14 protein-coding genes are annotated in these 19,430 nt (G+C 59.9%); 4 read left to right on the plus strand and 10 right to left on the minus strand.

Annotated elements, in window-relative coordinates; genetic code table 11:
* Positions 1-76 precede the first annotated feature (76 nt).
* Entirely contained in the window at positions 77-265 is a 189-nt protein-coding gene (locus tag FJ248_01250) for a hypothetical protein (protein ID MBM4119513.1), read from the plus strand.
* Between the two features lie 115 nt (positions 266-380).
* On the opposite strand, the gene FJ248_01255 is transcribed toward FJ248_01250, so the two are convergent.
* A complete protein-coding gene (locus FJ248_01255) occupies positions 381-2,075 on the minus strand; it encodes a tetratricopeptide repeat protein (protein MBM4119514.1) in 1,695 nt (564 codons plus the stop codon).
* 63 nt (positions 2,076-2,138) lie between these two features.
* Between FJ248_01255 and FJ248_01260 the strand changes: the two genes are divergently transcribed.
* Together FJ248_01260 and FJ248_01265 are read left to right on the plus strand one after the other, a co-directional pair.
* Complete coding sequence (locus FJ248_01260) at positions 2,139-3,503, plus strand: hypothetical protein (GenBank protein MBM4119515.1); 1,365 nt, start codon at positions 2,139-2,141, stop codon at positions 3,501-3,503.
* A 217-nt stretch (positions 3,504-3,720) separates the two neighbouring features.
* Positions 3,721-4,500 (plus strand): enoyl-ACP reductase, encoded by a 780-nt coding sequence (locus FJ248_01265; protein ID MBM4119516.1) that lies wholly within the window; start codon positions 3,721-3,723, stop codon positions 4,498-4,500.
* Between the two features lie 122 nt (positions 4,501-4,622).
* On the opposite strand, the gene sucD is transcribed toward FJ248_01265, so the two are convergent.
* From sucD to mutM, 9 genes are all read right to left on the minus strand, one after another.
* Positions 4,623-5,495, minus strand: coding sequence for a succinate--CoA ligase subunit alpha (sucD, locus tag FJ248_01270; GenBank protein MBM4119517.1), 873 nt, complete (start codon positions 5,493-5,495; stop codon positions 4,623-4,625).
* On the minus strand, positions 5,492-6,703 hold the full coding sequence (sucC, locus tag FJ248_01275) for an ADP-forming succinate--CoA ligase subunit beta (protein ID MBM4119518.1): 1,212 nt from the start codon (positions 6,701-6,703) through the stop codon (positions 5,492-5,494). The genes sucD and sucC overlap by 4 nt, the downstream gene beginning before the upstream one ends.
* Positions 6,704-6,803: 100 nt before the next feature.
* Positions 6,804-8,381: an FAD-binding protein gene (locus tag FJ248_01280; GenBank protein MBM4119519.1), complete on the minus strand. Its 1,578-nt coding sequence runs from the start codon at positions 8,379-8,381 to the stop codon at positions 6,804-6,806.
* A 96-nt stretch (positions 8,382-8,477) separates the two neighbouring features.
* Complete coding sequence (locus FJ248_01285) at positions 8,478-9,191, minus strand: 4Fe-4S ferredoxin (GenBank protein ID MBM4119520.1); 714 nt, start codon at positions 9,189-9,191, stop codon at positions 8,478-8,480.
* Between the two features lie 86 nt (positions 9,192-9,277).
* Positions 9,278-11,506: an NADP-dependent isocitrate dehydrogenase gene (locus FJ248_01290; protein ID MBM4119521.1), complete on the minus strand. Its 2,229-nt coding sequence runs from the start codon at positions 11,504-11,506 to the stop codon at positions 9,278-9,280.
* 33 nt (positions 11,507-11,539) lie between these two features.
* Positions 11,540-13,783: an aconitate hydratase gene (locus FJ248_01295; GenBank protein ID MBM4119522.1), complete on the minus strand. Its 2,244-nt coding sequence runs from the start codon at positions 13,781-13,783 to the stop codon at positions 11,540-11,542.
* 117 nt (positions 13,784-13,900) lie between these two features.
* A complete protein-coding gene (locus tag FJ248_01300; GenBank protein MBM4119523.1) occupies positions 13,901-15,724 on the minus strand; it encodes an ATP citrate lyase in 1,824 nt (607 codons plus the stop codon).
* A 95-nt stretch (positions 15,725-15,819) separates the two neighbouring features.
* Entirely contained in the window at positions 15,820-17,016 is a 1,197-nt protein-coding gene (locus FJ248_01305) for an ATP citrate lyase (protein MBM4119524.1), read from the minus strand.
* 379 nt (positions 17,017-17,395) lie between these two features.
* Entirely contained in the window at positions 17,396-18,235 is an 840-nt protein-coding gene (gene mutM, locus FJ248_01310) for a bifunctional DNA-formamidopyrimidine glycosylase/DNA-(apurinic or apyrimidinic site) lyase (GenBank protein ID MBM4119525.1), read from the minus strand.
* A 518-nt stretch (positions 18,236-18,753) separates the two neighbouring features.
* Between mutM and FJ248_01315 the strand changes: the two genes are divergently transcribed.
* Positions 18,754-19,101 carry a hypothetical protein gene (locus FJ248_01315; GenBank protein ID MBM4119526.1) on the plus strand — a complete coding sequence of 116 codons (348 nt, stop codon included), beginning with the start codon at positions 18,754-18,756 and terminating at the stop codon, positions 19,099-19,101.
* Positions 19,102-19,430 lie beyond the last annotated feature (329 nt).

Here is a 19,430-nt window from a genome sequence, read left to right on the forward strand (position 1 = left end):
AGGAAAGATTTCGCTTACTCAGACCCCCGGCAGTACTCTTCTTGCTCTTCTTGTCAGGACGATGGGCGCGCACCTGGTGTCGCAAAATTCGTTGGATGCGCTGATCAAATCCCTCCGTGGCACTGACGCCATGGGTCTGAACGTGCTGCTGGACGAGGCGCTCATGCCGCTGGGCCGAGTGATCCGCAAAACACGCGTGGTGGCGGTGCTCAATCGCCACGGCAACCACGTGCCCGACAAATTGTATCAATTGCACCCGGCCTAACGCACGGCTTGAGCGAATGGGAATTCGGCGCCAGCGGGCTGGCGCCACGCACCCGGCGGAAAGAGTTCTTCGAGCTGGATGATCTGCTGGACGTCGCGCCGGTGACAGGCGACCCCTATGACGGCGGCAGGATGCGGAATCGGACCTCATCCACCAGTGAATAGGCCGTCGCCTTTTCCCCCTCAAACAATCCGCAGCGGTAGGACCCTGGCACCCAGCCTGTTTTGGGCGGCGTCAGCATAAAATAGCCGTACTGGTCGCTCATGGACATGGACACCCGGTCCTGCGCGAGCGTACGCTGTTCGCCTGCCGCTTCGGAGCTCTCCAGCACGCATTGCGCCGCGAGCGACACGGCATCGTAGGACGCCGAGACCAGCCCGAAGACCAGATAAATCTCCTTCTGCGCCGAGGGGAAACTGTCCCCAGGATCGATCGGGATGAAATCGTGCTCACCGGTCGGAAAGTCGTCACGCATGACTTTCCCAGCAGGAATCACAAACCGGAACCAGCTGAAGTCCGCATCCCGCCCCATGAGCGAGACCTTGGCATCAAGTATCTTTTGCGGCTTCAGCCGTTCGAGCGCCTGCCGGTAGAATTCCTCCTCCGTGAGCGTCGCGTGAGAGGCACCGTCGGACGGCGGAGGGTTCACCGCTAGCTCGTCCTTCAATTTGTCGGCGTGCGGCACATGCGGACGGACTTCGTCGAGCCACTTCGACAGCTTCGCCTTGTCCAGTATGCGCATGCCAGCCGGCAGCGTCACGCCCTTGTAGTGCGCCTCAAACTCGACGGCCGTGTCGTAGAGCACCTGAAAGTGGACAAAGGCATCCTCCCATTTCTGCAGTTCCACGAAGCACTGCCCCATGCGAAAGACCGTATCGGCATAGTCCTCCTCGCTCGGGTCGAGGTTGAACAGGTTACCAAAGACCGCGACGGCGTCCTTGCAGCGGCCGAGTTGCATGAGGACCAGGCCCAATTGGTGCGTGGCCGTGGGATCACGCGGATTTAACGCTACTATCTTGCGGTACACCGGCTCGGCCTCCGCGAACTTGCCCGCAGCGAAGAGCCGCCAGGCGTCCGCGCGGATCAACGCCCATTCTTTCCGCTGCTCCGGCGACACTGACGAGGGCTGGTACGGCTCGAACCGACGGCCCCGGTCCTGACTACCGTAGATGACTGTGCGCAGGTTTCTGGCAGGCAATTCCAGCGGTGAGCCGGGCGGCAGTCGCTGCAGCACGTACTGCACTTCTTCATCAGCGCCTTGATAGTCAAGCAGGTCGAACCGCGCCCGGGCCATGCCCAGCCGCCAGCTGAGCAGGTTCGGCGCAAGCTCCACAGATTTTCGATACGGCTCCAGCGATTCCTCAAGGCGGTCGAGCTTGCGAAGCTCCTGCGCCAGTTTCAGATGGACAAGCGGATTCCCGGGATCGGCCTGCGCGATCCGCCTCAGCTCCTCGATGGCCTCGTCAGGATGGCCCGAGCGGACCAGCACACTCCATTTGGCCCAGCGGACGTCAAGCGCGCCGGATGTTTTAGCAAGCACCACCTCGTAGGCCTGCACTGCGTCGATCGGACGGCGGGAGGTAGAAAAAATATCGCCGCGCAGTTTGTGCATTCGCACTGACGTGGGATGGTCCTGCAACCACTGATCGAGCGCCTCCAACGCCCCACTGACAAATCCGCTTTCCCATTCGCTCCGGGCGCGCGCGGCCACCTGCGCTTCGGAGAGAATCAGTTCCTCTGAAAAGACGGAGAGCTCCGGCACGAGCAGGCACAGCGCAACAGCACAGACTGTCGGTCTGATCACACTCACAGTGGCTTCATTATACCTGGACAGACCGCCTCACCGCTCGTCGTAGAACCGGTCGAGCATGGCATGGAACAGCTCGTGGCCTCAGACATCAGAATTGTCCTTTGTGGAGTAGCTCGCAGTCGTCCTGGACCCCAAAACCTCCTTCACTGTATCCGTCATGCTCATAGGACGCCCCGCCATCGTGAACTTGAGCGCGTTACTAGCCCATCGTCCAGGCCCGCTCTTGCGCACCGCGGGAGAGCGGTGGCGTCCCGTAGAAGCGCGGCGAGGTTTTTTGACCTCATGCGTTTCGTCATACAACACATCGGTGTGGCCGTTCATCTTCACGCAGCCGTCAGCGCCTACACCCGCAGTACTGCCACCCGTCTCGCTCTGTTCATCATCCCTCTCCGTCCGATCATGGCGAGGAGCATTCTACGTTTGTGCTATAATCCGCCGCAACGCTTCGTTCTAAAAAAACCTGATATGGCGACTGTCACCTACGATCCCGCGCTGGCTCGCGCCCTGATCCTTGACGAGCTGTTTGATCTCTCACTCTACAAAACCCTGCGGGCAATTTCGCCCGACTTGCAGTCCAGACGGGTGCTCGATGAGCTGATCGTCGTCGAAACCCAGCACCTAGCCTTCTGGCAGAAGTTTTTTGACGCCCCGCGCGCGACCCTCGATATCGGACGCCGGTTCAAACTCCGGCTGTGCATCCTGATCTGCCACCTCTTTGGCTCCACCGCCGTCCATCTGATATTAGAGGCGATCGAAGTCCATGGCGTGCGAAAATACCTCTCGCTCTGGCAGGTTTATAAGGATCAGCCGCTCGGCCATGCGCTCAAGGACATCCTCATAGACAAGTTCAAACACGACGATGTGTTGGTCACGCAACTGACCGCCCGCAAGATCAACCCTGAGAAGATCCGCAATATTTTTCTCGGCCTCAACGACGGATTGGTGGAAATTCTTGGCGCAGTGAGCGGCTTCTTTGGGGTGTTCGGCGACGCACTGACGGTCCTTATCGCCGCCTCGACCACGGCGATCGCCGGCGCCATCTCCATGGGCGCCGGTGCCTACGCGGCCCTCAACTCCGAGCAGGAGGTCAAAACCACCGACTTCAATAAGAAGCAGTTTCTTGGCGAGACTTCTGAGTCGCTCGACATGGAGGAGACACCACTGGCCTCTGCCTTTTTCGTGGGCGGAGCCTATCTCGTGGGGGCGCTGGTCCCGGTGCTGCCGGTGCTCTTTGGCGCGACTACCGCGCTGGCCTCGGTCGTCACCGCCGGTTTTGTGGCCGCCATTCTGACCTTCATCCTCGCCTTTCTCTCCGGCATGGACGTCGGCCGGCGCATCACCATGAACCTTGGCATCATTGCCCTGGCCGTGGGCGTGACCTATGTCATCGGCCTCGCCGCTAAGCACCTCTTCGGGATCTCGGTCTGACCTCGCCCCGAACGGGTGCAGCGAAAACCTCGTTTGTGGTATCTTTGCCTCCGCTGCACCACTTTGAAGAACCGCCGGATGCTCAAAAAGGCTGTCCGGCAAGGCCCCAGCAAGCAAACAGGCGCGGCGTACATTTTTTCGGTATGTTGAGCCTTTGAGCGATGCAAGGACAAAGCTGGAGGCTTTTTTTTCAGCGTCCGTAAAGGAGAGCGGTCCCATGCTGATGAAAGGCAAAAAGGGATTAATTATTGGCGTCGCCAATAAGCACAGCATCGCTTGGGCCATCGCGGAAGCAGCCGCCCGGGAGGGTGCCCAACTGTTTTTCAATTACCAGAGCGAGCGGCTGAAAGAAAACGTAGAGGAGTTGGCCAGCACTGTACCGGGCTCCAAATGCTTCCCCTGCGATGTTGGCAACGACGCCCAGATCGACGCGCTCATGCAGCAGGCTCAGAAGGATTTCGGCGGGCTGGACTTTCTGGTTCACTCGGTCGCCTTCGCGCCGCGTGAAGAACTCACGGGCGAATTCCTTAACACGACCCGCAAGGGTTTTGCTACGGCGCTGGACATCAGCGCCTATTCGCTGATCGCTGTCACCAAGGCGGCGCTGCCGCTGATGAGCGCCGGGGGCTCCATCGTCACCCTCACCTACCTCGGAGCCGAGCGCGTCGTGCCACACTACAACGTGATGGGCGTGGCCAAGGCCGCACTGGAAGCGAGCGTGCGCTACCTGGCACATAACCTCGGTCCTAAAAACGTCCGTGTTAACGCTATCTCGGCTGGTCCAATCCGCACGCTGGCCGCGCGTGGGGTGTCGGGCATCAGCAAGATGGTAGACCATCACCGCGAATTCGCCCCTCTGCGCCGCGCGACGGAGCAGTCGGAATGCGGCGACACGGCGCTGTTTCTTTTGAGTGATCTTGGCCGCGGCATCACCGGCGAAGTGCTCTACGTGGATGGGGGCTACCACATCCTCGGCACCCTGGCTAGCCTGGAGTAGTCGTTCCTTGACACGCATGCCCCAGCGGGAGGGCCAAAACCGTGTCGCGCGGGCATCCTCATCCCAGCTCTCTGTCGGCATGAAAAGCTGACACGAGCGATTGCAGGCCGCCTAGGGGTTGTTCAACGTCCGAGCGCTGCCTTGACGGTCGCACCGATTTCGGCAGGATTCTGACACACACGTACACCGGCCGCTTCGAGAACCTTCATCTTTTCGGATGCCGTGCCCTTGCCGCCAGAGATGATCGCGCCCGCATGGCCCATGCGGCGGCCCGGAGGCGCCGTAATGCCCGCAATGAAGCTCACCACCGGCTTGCGGATGTTCTTCGTGATAAATTCTGCGGCCTTCTCCTCGGCGTCGCCGCCGATCTCGCCAATCATGACAATGGCTTTGGTCTCCGGATCCTGCTCAAAGAGCGGCAGCACGTCTACGAAGCTGGTGCCGTTGACTGGATCGCCGCCGATGCCGACGCAGGTGGTTTCGCCCAAGCCCAGTGTCGAGAGCTGGTGCACGGCCTCGTAGGTGAGGGTCCCGCTGCGGGAGACCACGCCAACAACGCCCTTCTTATGGATGAAGCCCGGCATGATGCCGATCTTGGCCTCGTCTACCGTGATAACGCCGGGACAGTTCGGACCAATCAGGCGAACCGGACGGTTCCGGATGGCCCGCTTCACCCGCACCATGTCGTTGACCGGAATGCCCTCAGTGATGCAGATGACGAGCTTGACGCCCGCATCCGCCGCCTCGAGGATCGCATCACCGGCAAACGGCGGGGGCACGAAAATCAGCGACGTGTCGCACTGGGTTTTCTTCACCGCCTCGCGGACAGTGTTGAACACCGGAATGCCCTCGACCTCCTGCCCAGCCTTCCCCGGCGTGACGCCCGCCACGACCTGCGTGCCGTAGGCCTTACACTGGGTGGCATGGAACGACCCCTCCTTGCCGGTGATCCCCTGCACGACAACCCGTGTATTCTTATTAACCAGGATGCTCATGAGTGTGCTCCTACTGAAGCCGAGGGTTTCGACCGCTTCCGCCCGGTCATGCCCACGATTTTCAGTGCCGCTTGCCAGAGGTCATCTGCCACATCCAGCTTGAGACCCGACTCCTTTAAGAGCTTGCGGCCCTCCTCAGCGTTGGTGCCCTGCAGCCGCACGACCAGCGGGACAGTGATCTTCACCTCCTTGGCGGCTTCGATCACGCCGTGGGCAATGCGCTCGCAGCGGACAATCCCACCGAAGATGTTGATGAAGATACCCTTCACGTTCTTGTCCTTGAGCAAGATGCGGAAGCCGGCCGCGACGGTTTCCTTCGTGGCGCCCCCGCCGACGTCGAGGAAATTAGCCGGCTCGCTGCCCGCAAGCTTGATAACGTCCATCGTCGCCATGGCGAGACCCGCGCCGTTGACCATGCAGCCGATGTTGCCGTCCAGCTTCACGTAGTTGAGGTTGTTGGCCGAGGCCTCGATCTCCAGCGGCTCCTCTTCGTTCAGATCGCGCATGGCCTGCACGTCCGCGTGCTTGAAAAGGCCGTTGTCGTCGAAACCGACCTTGCCGTCGAGCGCGATGAGCTTCTTGTCCGTGGTGATGACGAGCGGATTGATCTCGACCAACGCTGCATTCTTTTCCATGAACAGCTTGTAGAGATTGCTCAACATCTGCACGAAGGGGTTGATGACGGCGGGCTCGATCGCGTTGAGTCCCAGCGCGAAAGCGACGTTGCGGCCGTTGTAGCCCTGGAAGCCAACAGCCGGATCGATCGGCTCCTTAATGATCTTCTCTGGCGTTTTGGCGGCGACTTCCTCGATTTCCATGCCGCCCTCGGTGCTGGCGATGAAGGTCGCCCAGCCTGTGTCGCGGTCCACGAGCAGACTGAGATAGAGTTCCTTGGCAATACCGGCGCCTTCTTCGATTAGCAGGCGGCGGACCTTGCGGCCCTTCGGCCCTGTCTGGTGCGTGATAAGCGTCTTACCGATCAGCTCTGTGGCCAACCCCGGCACCTCGGCCTGGCTCTTGGTGATCTTCACGCCGCCCGCTTTGCCGCGGCCGCCGGCATGGATCTGTGCCTTGACGACATAGACCGGCGTGTTCAGCTCCTTCGCCCATTTCTCGGCCTGTAACGGCGTCTTGACCTCCTTCCCGCGGGGCACGGGCACGCCGAACTGCGCGAACAACGACTTCGCCTGAAATTCATGGATGTTCATTTCTTCTCCTCAACAACACGAGTACCAATAGCATGTAGCGCATCGCCGGATTTGCACATTTCGGCCCTTAAGCTATTTGCCGTTGGCTACCAGCTACCTGCTATTCTTTCTTTGCGTATGCAGGAAAGAGCATCGGCGAGACAACGTCGGAAGACACGCGGTGTTTTTTGGCTTCGTCCTTAAATTTCTTGACGTGATCCAGCGTGAGCTTGCCCTGCGGCATGGACTTGGCGCGCGCCGCAGCCGTGAGGCCGGAGCGCTTACCGTAGACCATGAGATCGAGCAGCGAGTTACCCATCAAACGGTTGCGGCCATGTAGCCCACCGGAAGCCTCACCTGCGACGAAGAGGTTTTTCACATCCGATTCACCATGCGTGTCGATCTTGACGCCGCCGTTTTGGTAGTGGAGCGTGGGATAGATCAACACCGGGTCCTTGGCGATATTGATGCCAAACCGCTCATACTGCCGGACCATTGCCGGGAAATGCTTGAGCAGCGTCCCCTCGCCCTGTTCCGCCTCGAGCAACGGCGTGTCGAGCCAGATGCCGATGCGGCCAGACATGGTCCGGATGCCGCGGCCCTCCTCGCACTCGCGGATGATGGAGGAGGAAACCACGTCGCGCGTGTCAAGCTCGTTGACAAACCGCTCGCCCCTGGCGTTGACAAGATGGCCGCCCTCGGAACGGATACCTTCGGTCACCAGCGCGCCGATCAACTGCTCTGGATAGACCGCGCCGGACGGATGGTACTGGAACGTGTCAATGTGCATCAGCTTGGCACCCATCCGGTAGGACATCGCTAATCCATCGCCGGTCGCGCCATAGTGGTTGCTGGTCGGAAAGCCCTGGATGTGCAGCCGGCCGATGCCACCCGTGGCGAGAATGACCGTCTTGGCCGCCACGATCAAAAAGCGCTTATTGTCGAGATCGCGCAGGACCGCGCCGGTGCACCCCCCCTTGTCGCTCAGCAGTTCGACCGCGGCGGAGAATTCCAGGAGCTGAATTTTTTGGTTGAGCACCTCGTCCTTAAGTACCCGCATGATTTCGAGGCCCGTATAGTCGGAGGCGGTAACGAGGCGCGGCCTGGAGCTGCCCCCGCCCTTCTTCACATGCAGGTTGCCATCAGCATCCCGGTCGAACAGTACACCGAGCTCGAGCAGCCACTTGGCGATGGAGGGCCCCTCTTCGACCATGACCTTGAGCAGATCGTGGTCGTTCTTCATGTGACCGCCCTTGAGCGTGTCGAGGAAATGCGTGACCGGAGAGTCTTCCTTGGTGACGGCGATTTGCATGCCGCCCTGCGCCATGACCGTGTTGGAGTCGCCCAGGCGGAGCTTTGTGGCTAGAAGGACCTTCGCGCCCTGCGCGTGCGCGTGCAACGCGGCTGCACAGCCAGCGCCCCCGCCGCCCACCACGAGCACGTCGCACGTGTGCGCGGGCGTGAGGCCGAGGTCCATCGGCACCGAGCTATCGCCTTCGAGCAGCGACGCCAGTTCGCGGACAGTCTTTTCACCCTCGTTCGGACCAAACTTGATGGGACGGTAGGCGTTCTCGCGGAAATCCGGGTGGTACTTCGTGATCAGCGTGTCGCGTTCGGCTGGTGTGTACTTGGGCAACACCTGCTTGCGGCGGGCGTCGCGGGTCTTGTGGACGATTTCCTGAAGTTTATGAATGTCCATGGTAGGGTGCCGTTACTCGTCAATCGTAATCGCAGACCAAAGTGAACTTTTAATTGCTTCGCGAATTACAGATGATCAGTGGCGAATGCCGTCTTTTCACTTTAGTTCCGCGCAGGCCTTGACGAGCTCCTGCTCGTTCATCTTCATCACCTGCTCCCAGTCACCCTGGTACTTCCCGTCGGTGATCTCCTTGATGCGATGATCGAGTTGTATCGGCTTTTCGACGAAATGCGCGCCGTGCGCACGGCTGGCGTAGAGCGCGACCAGATTGGGTGCGATGTCCGCGATACAGACCGGGGTGCAGAGGCCGCACATGACACAATCCATGAACATCTCGGAGACAGCCTGGAAATCCCCGAACACGGCGCGCCAAACCCCCTCACGCACATCGATTGTTTGCGGGCAGGCTTCCGTGCAAGCGTTGCAGTTGCGGCAAAGCGGCGCTTCTGGATAAAGCGCGAAGAGGTCCTGCTTAGGGTCCTTGAGCTGCCGGATGTCGTAGGTTGCCTTACGGGCCGGAAACGGCGGCACCATCGTGAAGGACATACCGTCCTGCACCGTTGTTTGGCAGGCGAGACAGGTGCGGACTTTCGGATCGTCTTTTGTCCGATAGTACGTCGCGCAGGCGCCGCAGAAACCGGCAAGGCAGCCGAGGCCACGGGTGACCTCCTGCCCCGCGTACCAGAGCGCCTTCACGACGGTGATCCCCTCCGGCACTTGGTAGTTCTTGCCGGCGATTTCCACCATCACCATCTTCGGATGGAGGACTTCCTCCTGATCGATGACGTTTTCCTTATTCACATCGGCCATGCTGAACATCCTCTCGGAACGAACAGGGAGCGAGAAGTTATCATACCTTCCCGCTCCCCGTATTTCCACCGTAGAAGTACCGACGCTTAGGCGAACGAGTCGATGATCCTGTTCAGCGTCGCGCTCGGCCGCATCGCCTTGGAAGCCTTGGCATCGTCAGGGTGATAGTACCCACCGACGTCCTGCGGCTTGCCCTGCGCGGCCAGCAATTCCTGATCGATCGTCTTCTCGTTGTCGCTCAGTTCCCTGGCGATCTTCGAAAATTTCTCGGCGATCTTCTTGTCTGCGGTCTGCGCCGCCAGAGCCTGCGCCCAGTAGAGCGCCAGGTAGAAGTGGCTGCCGCGGTTGTCGATCTCGCCGACCTTACGAGCGGGCGACTTGTTGCTCTCAAGGAATTTGGCGTTGGCCTGGTCCAGCGTGTCCGCCAGGATCTTGGCCACCAGATTGTTGCCCGCCTTTGCCAGATGCTCAAGCGACGCAGCAAGCGCGAGGAACTCACCTAGCGAGTCCCAGCGGAGGTAGCCCTCCTCCTGGAACTGCTGCACGTGTTTCGGCGCGGAGCCACCGGCGCCCGTCTCGAACAGCCCGCCGCCGTTAAGCAGCGGCACGATCGAGAGCATCTTGGCGCTGGTGCCGATTTCGAGAATCGGAAAGAGATCGGTCAGATAGTCGCGGAGAACGTTGCCCGTGCAGGAGATCGTATCCTTGCTATCCTTCATCCGCTCCAGCGAGAAGCGGCAGGCATCGGCCGGAGCCATGATTTTGATCTCAAGACCAGTTGTGTCGTGCTTCGGCAGATAGGCGTTCACCTTCTTGATCAGCTCTGCGTCGTGCGGACGGTTCTTGTCGAGCCAGAACACCGCCGGGGCGCCGGTCGCCCTGGCGCGGGTTACAGCCAGTTTCACCCAGTCCTGGATCGGCGTATCCTTCACCTGGCAGGCGCGCCAGATGTCGCCCTCTTCGACCTTGTGCTCGTGCAGGACCTTGCCCGCCGTGTCCACGATACGGATGGTCCCGTTGCCAGGCGCCTTGTAGGTCTTGTCGTGCGAGCCGTACTCTTCCGCCGCCTGCGCCATGAGGCCCACGTTGGGTACGCTGCCCATTGTCTTAGGATCGAAGGCGCCGTGCTGTTTGCAGAACTCTACGACCTCGCGATAGACCGGGGAGTAGCTTCCATCGGGAATCACACACTTGACATCCTGCAACTTGCCCTCTGGGTTCCACATCTTGCCCGAGTCACGGATGACCGGTGGCATGGAGGCATCGATGATGATGTCGCTTGGTACATGCAGATTGGTGATACCCTTGTCGGAATTCACCATCGCCATCGGCGGCCGCTTCTGATAGACGGCCTTGATGTCGTTCTCGATCGCCTGGCGCTGATCATCTGGCAGCGACTTGATCTTTGCATAGACGTCGCCCAGCCCATTGTCTGGGTCTACGCCTAGCTTCTTGAACGTGTCCGCGTACTTCTCAAAGACGTCTTTGTAGTAGACGGTGACGGCGTGCCCGAAGATCTTCGGGTCTGAAATCTTCATCATAGTCGCCTTCATATGGAGCGAGAAGAGGATGCCCTTTGCCTTGGCATCCTCGATCTGCTCCTCGATGAACTTGCGCAGCGCCTTCACGCTCATGAACGTGGCGTCCAGCACCTCACTGGCCTGCAACGCGACTTTTTCTTTCAAGACCGCCGTCTTGCCATCCGCGCCCACGAACTCAATCTTCGCCGTCGTCGCCGCCGGTATCGTCAGAGACTTTTCGTTTGACCGGAAATCACCGCCCTTCATGTGGGAGACGTGCGTCTTGGAGTCCGACGACCAGGCGCCCATCTTGTGCGGGTATTTACGGGCATAGGCCTTGACGGAGAGCGGCGCACGGCGGTCAGAGTTTCCTTCGCGCAGCACCGGATTCACCGCGCTACCCTTCACCTTGTCATAGCGGGCCTTAATGTCCTTTTCCTTGTCGTCCTTTGGATTTTCTGGATAGTCCGGCAGTTTATAGCCCTGCTTCTGCAACTCCTTGATCGTCGCCACCAGCTGCGGGATCGAAGCGCTGATATTCGGCAGCTTGATAATGTTGGCTTCCGGCGTCTTGGCCAGCTCGCCCAGCTCGGCCAGCGCATCGTGCTGCTTCTGCTTGTCCGTCAGAAACTCCGGGAACACCGCGATCACGCGGCCCGCCAGTGAGATGTCACGCAGCTCCACCGTGACACCCGCCGCCTTGGAGAAGGCATTGATAATTGGCAGAAACGAATAGGTCGCCAGCATCGGAGCTTCGTCGGTCTTTGTGTAGATGATTTTGTCTGCTTTTGCCATGGTGGTTATCCTCGTTCGTATGTGGGGTGGTTTTTAATTAAGCGCGTTCAACGCCGAGCCGGCCTTGAACCAGGTGATCTGCTGTTCCGTCATGCTGTGATTCGCCTGAATCTTCACGTCGCCGCTCTGCTTGTGCACGACGACCGTGACCGGCTTGCCCGACGCCAGTTTGTTCAGATCCACGATGCTCAACCGGTCGCTAAGCTCGATCTTCTCATAGTCCTTCGCATCGGCAAAAGTCAGCGGCAGGATGCCCTGTTTTTTCAGATTGGTCTCGTGAATGCGGGCGAAGCTCTTCGTGATGACTGCCCGCACGTTGAGGAACCGCGGGGACATGGCCGCGTGCTCGCGGCTGCTGCCCTCGCCGTAGTTCTCGTCGCCGACCACGACCGAACCGATGCCCTTGGCCTTGTAGGCGCGGGCGATCTGCGCGATGGTCAGGTTCGCCTCACCTGTCAGCACATTGGTCCCCTTGCCGGGCTCACTTCCGAACGCGTTGGTGGCGCCGAGGAACATGTTGTCGCTGATCTTGTCTAGATGGCCGCGGAACTTCAGCCACGGACCGGCCGGTGAAATATGGTCGGTCGTGGTTTTCCCCTTGGTCTTCAGCAGGAGCGGCAGCTTGTCGAAATCCTTGCCATCCCACTTCGGGAAAGGTTGGAGAAGCTGCAGACGCTCGCTCGTCGGCGGAATGTCCACCGTGAGCTTGCCGCCGTCCTTCGCCGGCTCCACGTAGCCCACCTCGCCCTTGGCAAAACCCTTAGCCGGGAGTTCCTCGCCCTGCGGCGCCTGGAGCTTGAACTCCTTGCCGTCGGCGCCCTTGATTGATTGATGCACCGGATCGAAACCGAGATCGCCGGACAGCGCGTAGGCCGTCACGATCTCGGGGCTGGCTAAAAACGACAGCGTTTCGTTGACGCCGTCGTTGCGGCCCGGAAAGTTCCGGTTGAATGTGCTGACAATGGACTCTGCCCTGCCCTTCACTGCATCCGCCCGCTTCCACTGTCCGATGCAGGGGCCGCAGGAGTTCGAGAGCACGGTCGCGCCCATTTGCTCAAACGTCTCCATGAATCCGTCGCGCTTCATCGTGTGATAGATGCGCTCCGAGCCCGGCGAAATCAGAAATGCCGTCTTGGCCTTGAGCCCGGCCTTGAGGCCTTGCTTGGCAATGTGTGCCGCGCGGCTGATGTCCTCATAGGAAGAATTTGTGCAGCTGCCGACCAGCGCCGCCTTAAGTTCAACCGGATAGCCCTTCTCCTTCGCTTCAGCCGCGATCTTCGAAATCGGCCGCGCCAGGTCGGGCGTGTGCGGACCGACCACATACGGCTCGAGCTTCGAGAGGTCGATTTCGACAACCTCATCGAAGTACTGCTCCGGGGACTTGTAGACTTCCGGATCTGCCACGAGCAGTGCCTTGTTGGCCTGCGCCAGATTTGCCAGATCAGCCCGGTCCGTAATGTTGAGGTACGCGACCATCTTCTGGTCAAAGGGAAATACCGAGGTTGTCGCGCCCAGCTCGGCCCCCATGTTGCAGATGGTACCCTTGCCGGTGGCGCTGATCGTCTCAGAGCCCGGGCCGAAATACTCGACGATTTTGTTCGTGCCGCCCTTCACCGTCAGCAGGCCGCACAGGTAGAGAATCACGTCCTTGGGCGAGGCCCAGCCGCTGAGCTTGCCGGTCAGCCGCACGCCGATTAGTTTCGGATGCAGCACCTCCCACGGCAATCCGGCCATCACTTCGCCCGCGTCCGCGCCGCCGACGCCGATTGCCAGCATGCCCAGCCCGCCGCCATTTGGCGTGTGCGAGTCGGTGCCGATGATCAGGCCGCCGGGAAACGCGTAGTTTTCCAGCACCACCTGGTGGATGATGCCGGCGCCCGGCTTCCAGAAGCCGATGCCATACTTCTTCGCCGCGGAGGCTAGGAAGTTGTAGACCTCCTTGTTCTCGTCCAGCGCGCGGAGCAGGTCCTTCTCGGAGCCCATCTCGGCCCGGATCAAATGGTCGCAATGGATCGTGCTCGGCACGGCCGCCTGCGGCTTGTTGGCCTGCATGAACTGCAGCATGGCCATCTGTGCCGTGGCATCTTGCATAGCGACCCGGTCGGGCCGCAGCGCCAGCATCGCCTTGCCGCGCTCCCACACCTGCGTATCGAAGTTGTCCGCGTGCGAGACGAGGATCTTCTCCGCCAGCGTCAGGCTCTTGCCAAATTTCTTGCGCGCCTTATCGATGACGCCCGGCATCTTCGCATAGAGTTGCTTCATCATTTCGACCGACATGGAATTCTCCCCCTCGCTGAAGTCTTCGATGTTTCAGCCGTCAATTTTCAGAGCCACAGGTTCCGAAAACCGCCGGTTGATCATCGAATACTCGTTAACGGCAGCACTTCCCCCCACCTACTTTAACGGGGGGACCTCCCGCCTCTTTGGAGCCGCGTAATTCACCAGATAATCGAACAGCCGGATCAGGCGGCTGTCTTGCCGCTTCTGGTCCACCCAGTGGCCAATCAGGCCGATGGTCCGGGCCAGAATGAAAAACCCGTTCAAACTCTCGACCGGGAAACCGAGATCCACCAGTACGGCGGCCATCGTGCCGTCTACGTTCAGGATCAGATTATCCTTTTTCGCCGCCGTCACCTGCTCCACCGCCAGCGCAAAATCGAGACACGGCGTCTTGATGTTGAGGCCCTTGACGTAGCCAACCAGTTCCTTCACGCGCTTGTCCGGATTGCGCAGGCTCTTCACGCGGTGGCCGATGCCAGGGACCGGGCCATGGTTCTTCTTCATATAGGTTAGGAAGTCGTCCACGGTCATCTTGTTGTCCACAGCATGCTTGAAGAACCGCCCCGCGTCCGTCACAGCACCGCCGAAGCGCGGCCCGATCATGATGAGGCCCGCTGCCACCGACTGCGAGAGGCCGATGCCCGCGCAGGCCGCCAGGATTGTCCCGTAAGCGCCGCTCACGCAGGGCCCGTGGTCGGCCGAGAGTATGAGGATGCGCCGGATGATTTCGGCTTCCTGCCGGCCGATGAGCCGCTTGTCCCACAGCAGACCGATGATATGCGGAATGTCGTAACCCTTATTGATGAGTTCGGAGGCGGGATAGCCGTCGTAACAGGGCTCGTCACCGCGGTCGTCGCTGATCGTCGTGCGGATCAGCGGCGCTACCATGACTTCCTGCGCCTTCATGGCCTCTTCGACGGTCTTCGGGAGCTTTGGCAGATCGGCCGGGGCCGCCTCCGCCGCCTTGATCTCCCCGCTCTTCACGAACCCTTCGTAGGCTTCCTTAATGGCCGGGCCCAGCGCACCGAACGTCGGCGGCACGATAGCGCCCGCTTTCTTAAGCGCGTCGGATTTTGCGCGGGCAGAGCCCTCGCCCTTCATGCCTTCCTTTGCGCCCGCATGGCCGAACTTCATGCCCTTGGGCAGACTCTCCTGACAGAAGCCAGAGACAACGCCGATCAGCTTGATGCGCCGTTTCTTCGCGCCATACCACTCGGCCGCGCGCTCTTCGAGGTCGCCGCCCATTTCGCCGACAATGATGACCGCCTTGGTCTGCGGGTCCTTCTCGAACATTTCGAGGTAGCTCACGTAATCAGTACCGGGATAGGCGTCGCCGCCGATGCCGATGGCCGTCGTGATACCGTCAGCGAACTGTGAACAAATCCAGATGATCTCGTTGGAGAGGCCGCCCGACTTTGTGATGACGCCAAACGAACCTTCGCGATACAGCTTAGATAGGACCAGATTGTCGTAGGCGCCGCCGATGACACCGAGCCGGCAGGTGCCGGCTGAGATGATCCCGATGGACGAGGGGCCGTTGAACGTCTTACCGAGCTTGCGCGCGTGAGCACCAAGCAACTTGGCGTCTTTCTCAGGCACGCCTTCCGTGATCATGGAGACGAGCTTGATCTTTGGATCGTCCAGCGCTTCCATCGCAGCCTTGCAGGCCCGGTCTGCGCCGACGTAGACGAGCGTGGTATTGAGCGACGGATGGTTCTTTGTCGCGTCGGCCACCGTCTTGTAGATCGGCACCGCGATGAGGCCGCTGCCAAACTGGATTTCGTAGGTCTTGCCGGCATCAGGCGGATAGACGAAAGCCTCGACGTAGAAGTTTTTCTTGTTCAGAAAGCAGAACTCCGCCATGCGGCGCGCGGCGTTCACACCCGCCTGCCCGCCCTGAATCACAACGCGAGTGTCTTTGCTGGCCAGAATGCTCATCGAAATGTCCTCTCCTCAAAACTATGAACTACGCAGGATGAATTCAGAACTTGGGATGAGTCCGCCGTTCATCATTCACGCTTCATCGTTCAGCGTTATTTACCTTTCAGCGCCATATCTACGATGTCGGTCAGCGGCGTCGTGCGGTCGTAGACGTGGATATCAAAGCCTTCGTCCTTCAGCGCACGCATTGCGTCCAGGCCTTCCTTCTCGCGCGGCCCCCCGCGGCGCACCCAGATTTTGACTCCATTGAGCTTGCCCTCAGACTTGGCCTTGCGGAAGCCGTTGATGATGCCGCCGAAGGTTTTCTTCACATCCGTGAAGTTAGCGATGGCGCCGCCGACGATGATATTCTTGATGCCAGGCAGCGAGCAGACCTTGTCCGTCAACACTTCGACCGCCCAATCCGGCGGATCGCCGGAATATTCGGCATAGTTGGCGAGCTTGCCGCCGCGCGCGACCACCGCGTCCGAATAGTAGACGCTGGCGCCACCGCCCGCTGGGAGCATCGCCGTGTCGCCGCCGGGGATTTCGATGAACTTGACCGAGCCTTTGATCTTGGAATCCACGGCCATGACTTCGAGCTCGTGCTTGCTGTAGGCACGCCCAAACTCGGCCGCGAAGGCGAAATTCCAATCGGGGTGGCGGAACTTGGCGTCGCCGTCAAGGAGCGTCACGGCGTCGAGCGCAACGAACTCGCCGTCCCCGCGGGCCACGACAGGATTGACTTCCAGATACTGCGCGTCTTCGCTGTCGAAGCAGGTGAACAGTTTGCCGGCAAATTCGGCCATCCGCTTCGCCGCATCGCCCATGAAGCCGGCTTCCCTGGCCAGCTTGTCCAGTGCGCTCTCAGTGGGTTTCTCGCCGACGTTCAGGCAAAGCCGCTTCACACGATCCCAATTTGATTCCACTTCGATGCCACCGCAGTTAGCGATGAGAATTTCCACGCCCTCACGCGTGGACTTCACCGCCGCGTAGTACTCGTCCTTGTGCTCAACCATCTCGGAAACGATCACCTGCGAGACCTTGATGCTCCCGACCTCGCGGCCCAGCATTTCCTTCGCCGTGGCGACCGCGCTCTTGAGGTCGAGGCCAACCTTCACGAGGCCCAGCTTGAAGCGGGAGCCCAGCGCCTCATGGGCCTTCGCCACAAGCTTCGCCGTCTTCATCCAGTCGTTGGCTTCGCCAAGCTTTGCCAGTTCGTCCGCCGACGTGACAACGACATAATTGGGGACGGCGATGCCCCACTTTTTCATTAACCCCATGCCGGGGCCCTCGAGCACCTTGGCCATTGCACAAACTCCTTACATGTTAAGTTCGCTCCGACCGCAGGATGGTCAAAAAGACCGTCTGTGCGGCCGCAGTGAACGAAGAGGCGAGGCGCACGCTTTTCGGTACGTTGAGCCTCTGAGTGAAGCGAGAACAACGCAGGTGAATTTTGCCCATTCCTGCGTTAAAAGGCAGCGGAGTGTAACGGAGTTGCCAGGCAGACTCAATCCACCAAACGGACTAACACGACTAGACAAAAGACCTACCCCGCCTACCGACCTGTCCATTCTCAACCTGCTGAAATCAAAGCAAAAGAACTATAGTGTAGGCAAGCTGGCCAAGCAGAGTCAAGAGTGAAGTTGCTTAAAAAAACTCGGAAGGTGTTGAATTTTAAGTGTTTTATTAGCGTGCAAGCCTCTGGCATGACGGACAGATAAAGGAACTGCGCTGGTCCGCTCCTCGTAGCCGTTTGATGGTCGTACCGCAGCGGCGCGGGCAGATTTCCCCATGTTTGCCGTAGACAAGATGGCGCCGCTTGTAGCGGCCCTCGCTGCCGTCGGGCGCGAAAAAATCGCGGACGCTGGAGCCACCATCCTTGATCGCCTGCGCCAAAACCATACGCATTTCCGAATAAAGCTTGTTGATCGTAGCCTCGCTGAGCCGGTGCGCTAGCTGATTTGGATGGAGCTTCGCGCGGAAGAGAATTTCATTCGCGTAGATATTGCCGATCCCCGCGATGAGCTGCTGGCGCATGAGCAGCGGTTTGAGCCGCCCACGTCGGTTCCTGATCAATACGTAAAACTCTTCTTTTGAAACTGTCAGCGGATCGCAGCCGAACCGCTTCGTGACAAATCGCTCGAGGCCCGCTTGGTCCAGCAGGTAGAGTCGCCCGAAGCGCCGCGGATTCCAGTAGCGGAGATCAGAGACTTTTCCGCCCTCCACCGTGAGCACGAGATGCGTGTGCTTTTGATAGCGCAGCGCAAGCGGACCGAAGAGCAGGAGGCCCGTCATGCCAAGCTCGGCCACAAGGTAGCGTGTCTCCACGTTGCGCGTAAAGGCCAGCGCCACGCTCTTGCCGTGGCGAGTCACGCCAGTCAGGCAGGCACCAGCATACCAGGGCAACGTGGACAGTCCCTGGCGCACGATGTCGTCCCGACCAACCCGACAGTCTTTGATCGTGGCACCGAGGAGCCGGTCCCGTACCTGCCGGGCAACGACTTCCGCTTCGGGCAGCTCAGGCATGGGAAAACCATGAGCCGAGAGGGGCGGGGTGCACGGGGTACTGGAAAAACATGGTCAGGCGGTGGTCGGACGGCTGTTATCGTTATTCCGGACCTACAGAACGTATTGAATCGTGACGCTCAGATTCGGCAGCGGTGTGGCACCCACCCGCCGCGACTTCCGCAGCCTTCCGGCATCGTTGTAGAGGACCCCCTACACACAGCCGAGATACGCTATCACCATCAAGACGGTGCGACCCATCTCCGCGTGACAGCAGACCACCGATCTTTTTGTTCGGCGTATGCTGTTCAGGCCAGACCCCGGCTTCGTAGACCTGCGCCGGCGACGCCCGAGTAAATTCCACGACGGGAATCGTGCCGAACAAGAGGCCCGGCGCCTTCCTCGCGCCCTCGCCAGGCCCCACAGTAAGTTTGTCGGTCACGAAATGCATGGGGCCATTATAGCGGGGGGCGTGTCAGAACCGCACTGGGATTTTCGCGCGGTTGCGGATGGGAAGATCAGAGGCCTATACTGGCTGTATGGTCAGCCCATCTGCTGATGTCGTCGCTTCCCGTCTCAGTGGTGTCAAATGCGCCATCTGCAAAATGTCCGATTTTGGCGTGGATACCCGTACCAGCGATTGGAAGGGCATCTGCAAGAAATGCTTCTACACGTTCCCGGTCCACACGGACATGGAATTCTACCTGCGCACACAGCCCGACGTACCCTACCACATGAAAACCGTCCCCTGCCCCAAGTGCCAGAAGGCCGGCGTCGATTTGGATTTTCGCATCGTCCTCTCCGTGCGCGAGGCCTACTACTTTGTCACTTGCAAGACCTGCGGGCACCAGTTCCCGGAAAGGTCGTTGCTAGAGGCATTCGAATAATGGTTGGGTTATAATGCCGCCATGAATGACAAGAAGCCCAAAGACCCAGCCCCCGCGCCGAAACCGCGCAAGGAGATTCCCCTCGTCTCCGTCCCCAACGACCGCGACATGATCGCGGACGAAATGGCCGATCTGTTTGAGGAAGATAAGGTGAAACATCACCACGGCGGGACCGAACCAGAAGCCGACTGACGGCTGCCCTCCCTAAAGATCCCCAACTTCGTTCTCGATCGCCCGTCACTCTGTGAGATGCCCCCAACCGTATGCCTTAGTCCCCGGTCTTCCCACGGCCTCGTTGGATGACTTTCTTGATCAGCCTGCCGAGAAAA

The organism is Nitrospira sp. (assembly GCA_016873435.1).
Classification (GTDB): Bacteria; Nitrospirota; Nitrospiria; order Nitrospirales; family Nitrospiraceae; genus VGXF01.

Bases quoted from the DNA above. Each gene is read 5' to 3' on its own strand.
- FJ248_01260 (MBM4119515.1), top strand. From the start codon at position 2,139: ATGGAACAGCTCGTGGCCTCAGACATCAGAATTGTCCTTTGTGGAGTA.
- FJ248_01265 (MBM4119516.1), top strand. From the start codon at position 3,721: ATGCTGATGAAAGGCAAAAAGGGATTAATTATTGGCGTCGCCAATAAG.
- sucD (MBM4119517.1), bottom strand. From the start codon at position 5,495: ATGAGCATCCTGGTTAATAAGAATACACGGGTTGTCGTGCAGGGGATC.
- sucC (MBM4119518.1), bottom strand. From the start codon at position 6,703: ATGAACATCCATGAATTTCAGGCGAAGTCGTTGTTCGCGCAGTTCGGC.
- FJ248_01280 (MBM4119519.1), bottom strand. From the start codon at position 8,381: ATGGACATTCATAAACTTCAGGAAATCGTCCACAAGACCCGCGACGCC.
- FJ248_01285 (MBM4119520.1), bottom strand. From the start codon at position 9,191: ATGGCCGATGTGAATAAGGAAAACGTCATCGATCAGGAGGAAGTCCTC.
- FJ248_01290 (MBM4119521.1), bottom strand. From the start codon at position 11,506: ATGGCAAAAGCAGACAAAATCATCTACACAAAGACCGACGAAGCTCCG.
- FJ248_01295 (MBM4119522.1), bottom strand. From the start codon at position 13,783: ATGTCGGTCGAAATGATGAAGCAACTCTATGCGAAGATGCCGGGCGTC.
- FJ248_01300 (MBM4119523.1), bottom strand. From the start codon at position 15,724: ATGAGCATTCTGGCCAGCAAAGACACTCGCGTTGTGATTCAGGGCGGG.
- FJ248_01305 (MBM4119524.1), bottom strand. From the start codon at position 17,016: ATGGCCAAGGTGCTCGAGGGCCCCGGCATGGGGTTAATGAAAAAGTGG.
- mutM (MBM4119525.1), bottom strand. From the start codon at position 18,235: ATGCCTGAGCTGCCCGAAGCGGAAGTCGTTGCCCGGCAGGTACGGGAC.
- FJ248_01315 (MBM4119526.1), top strand. From the start codon at position 18,754: ATGGTCAGCCCATCTGCTGATGTCGTCGCTTCCCGTCTCAGTGGTGTC.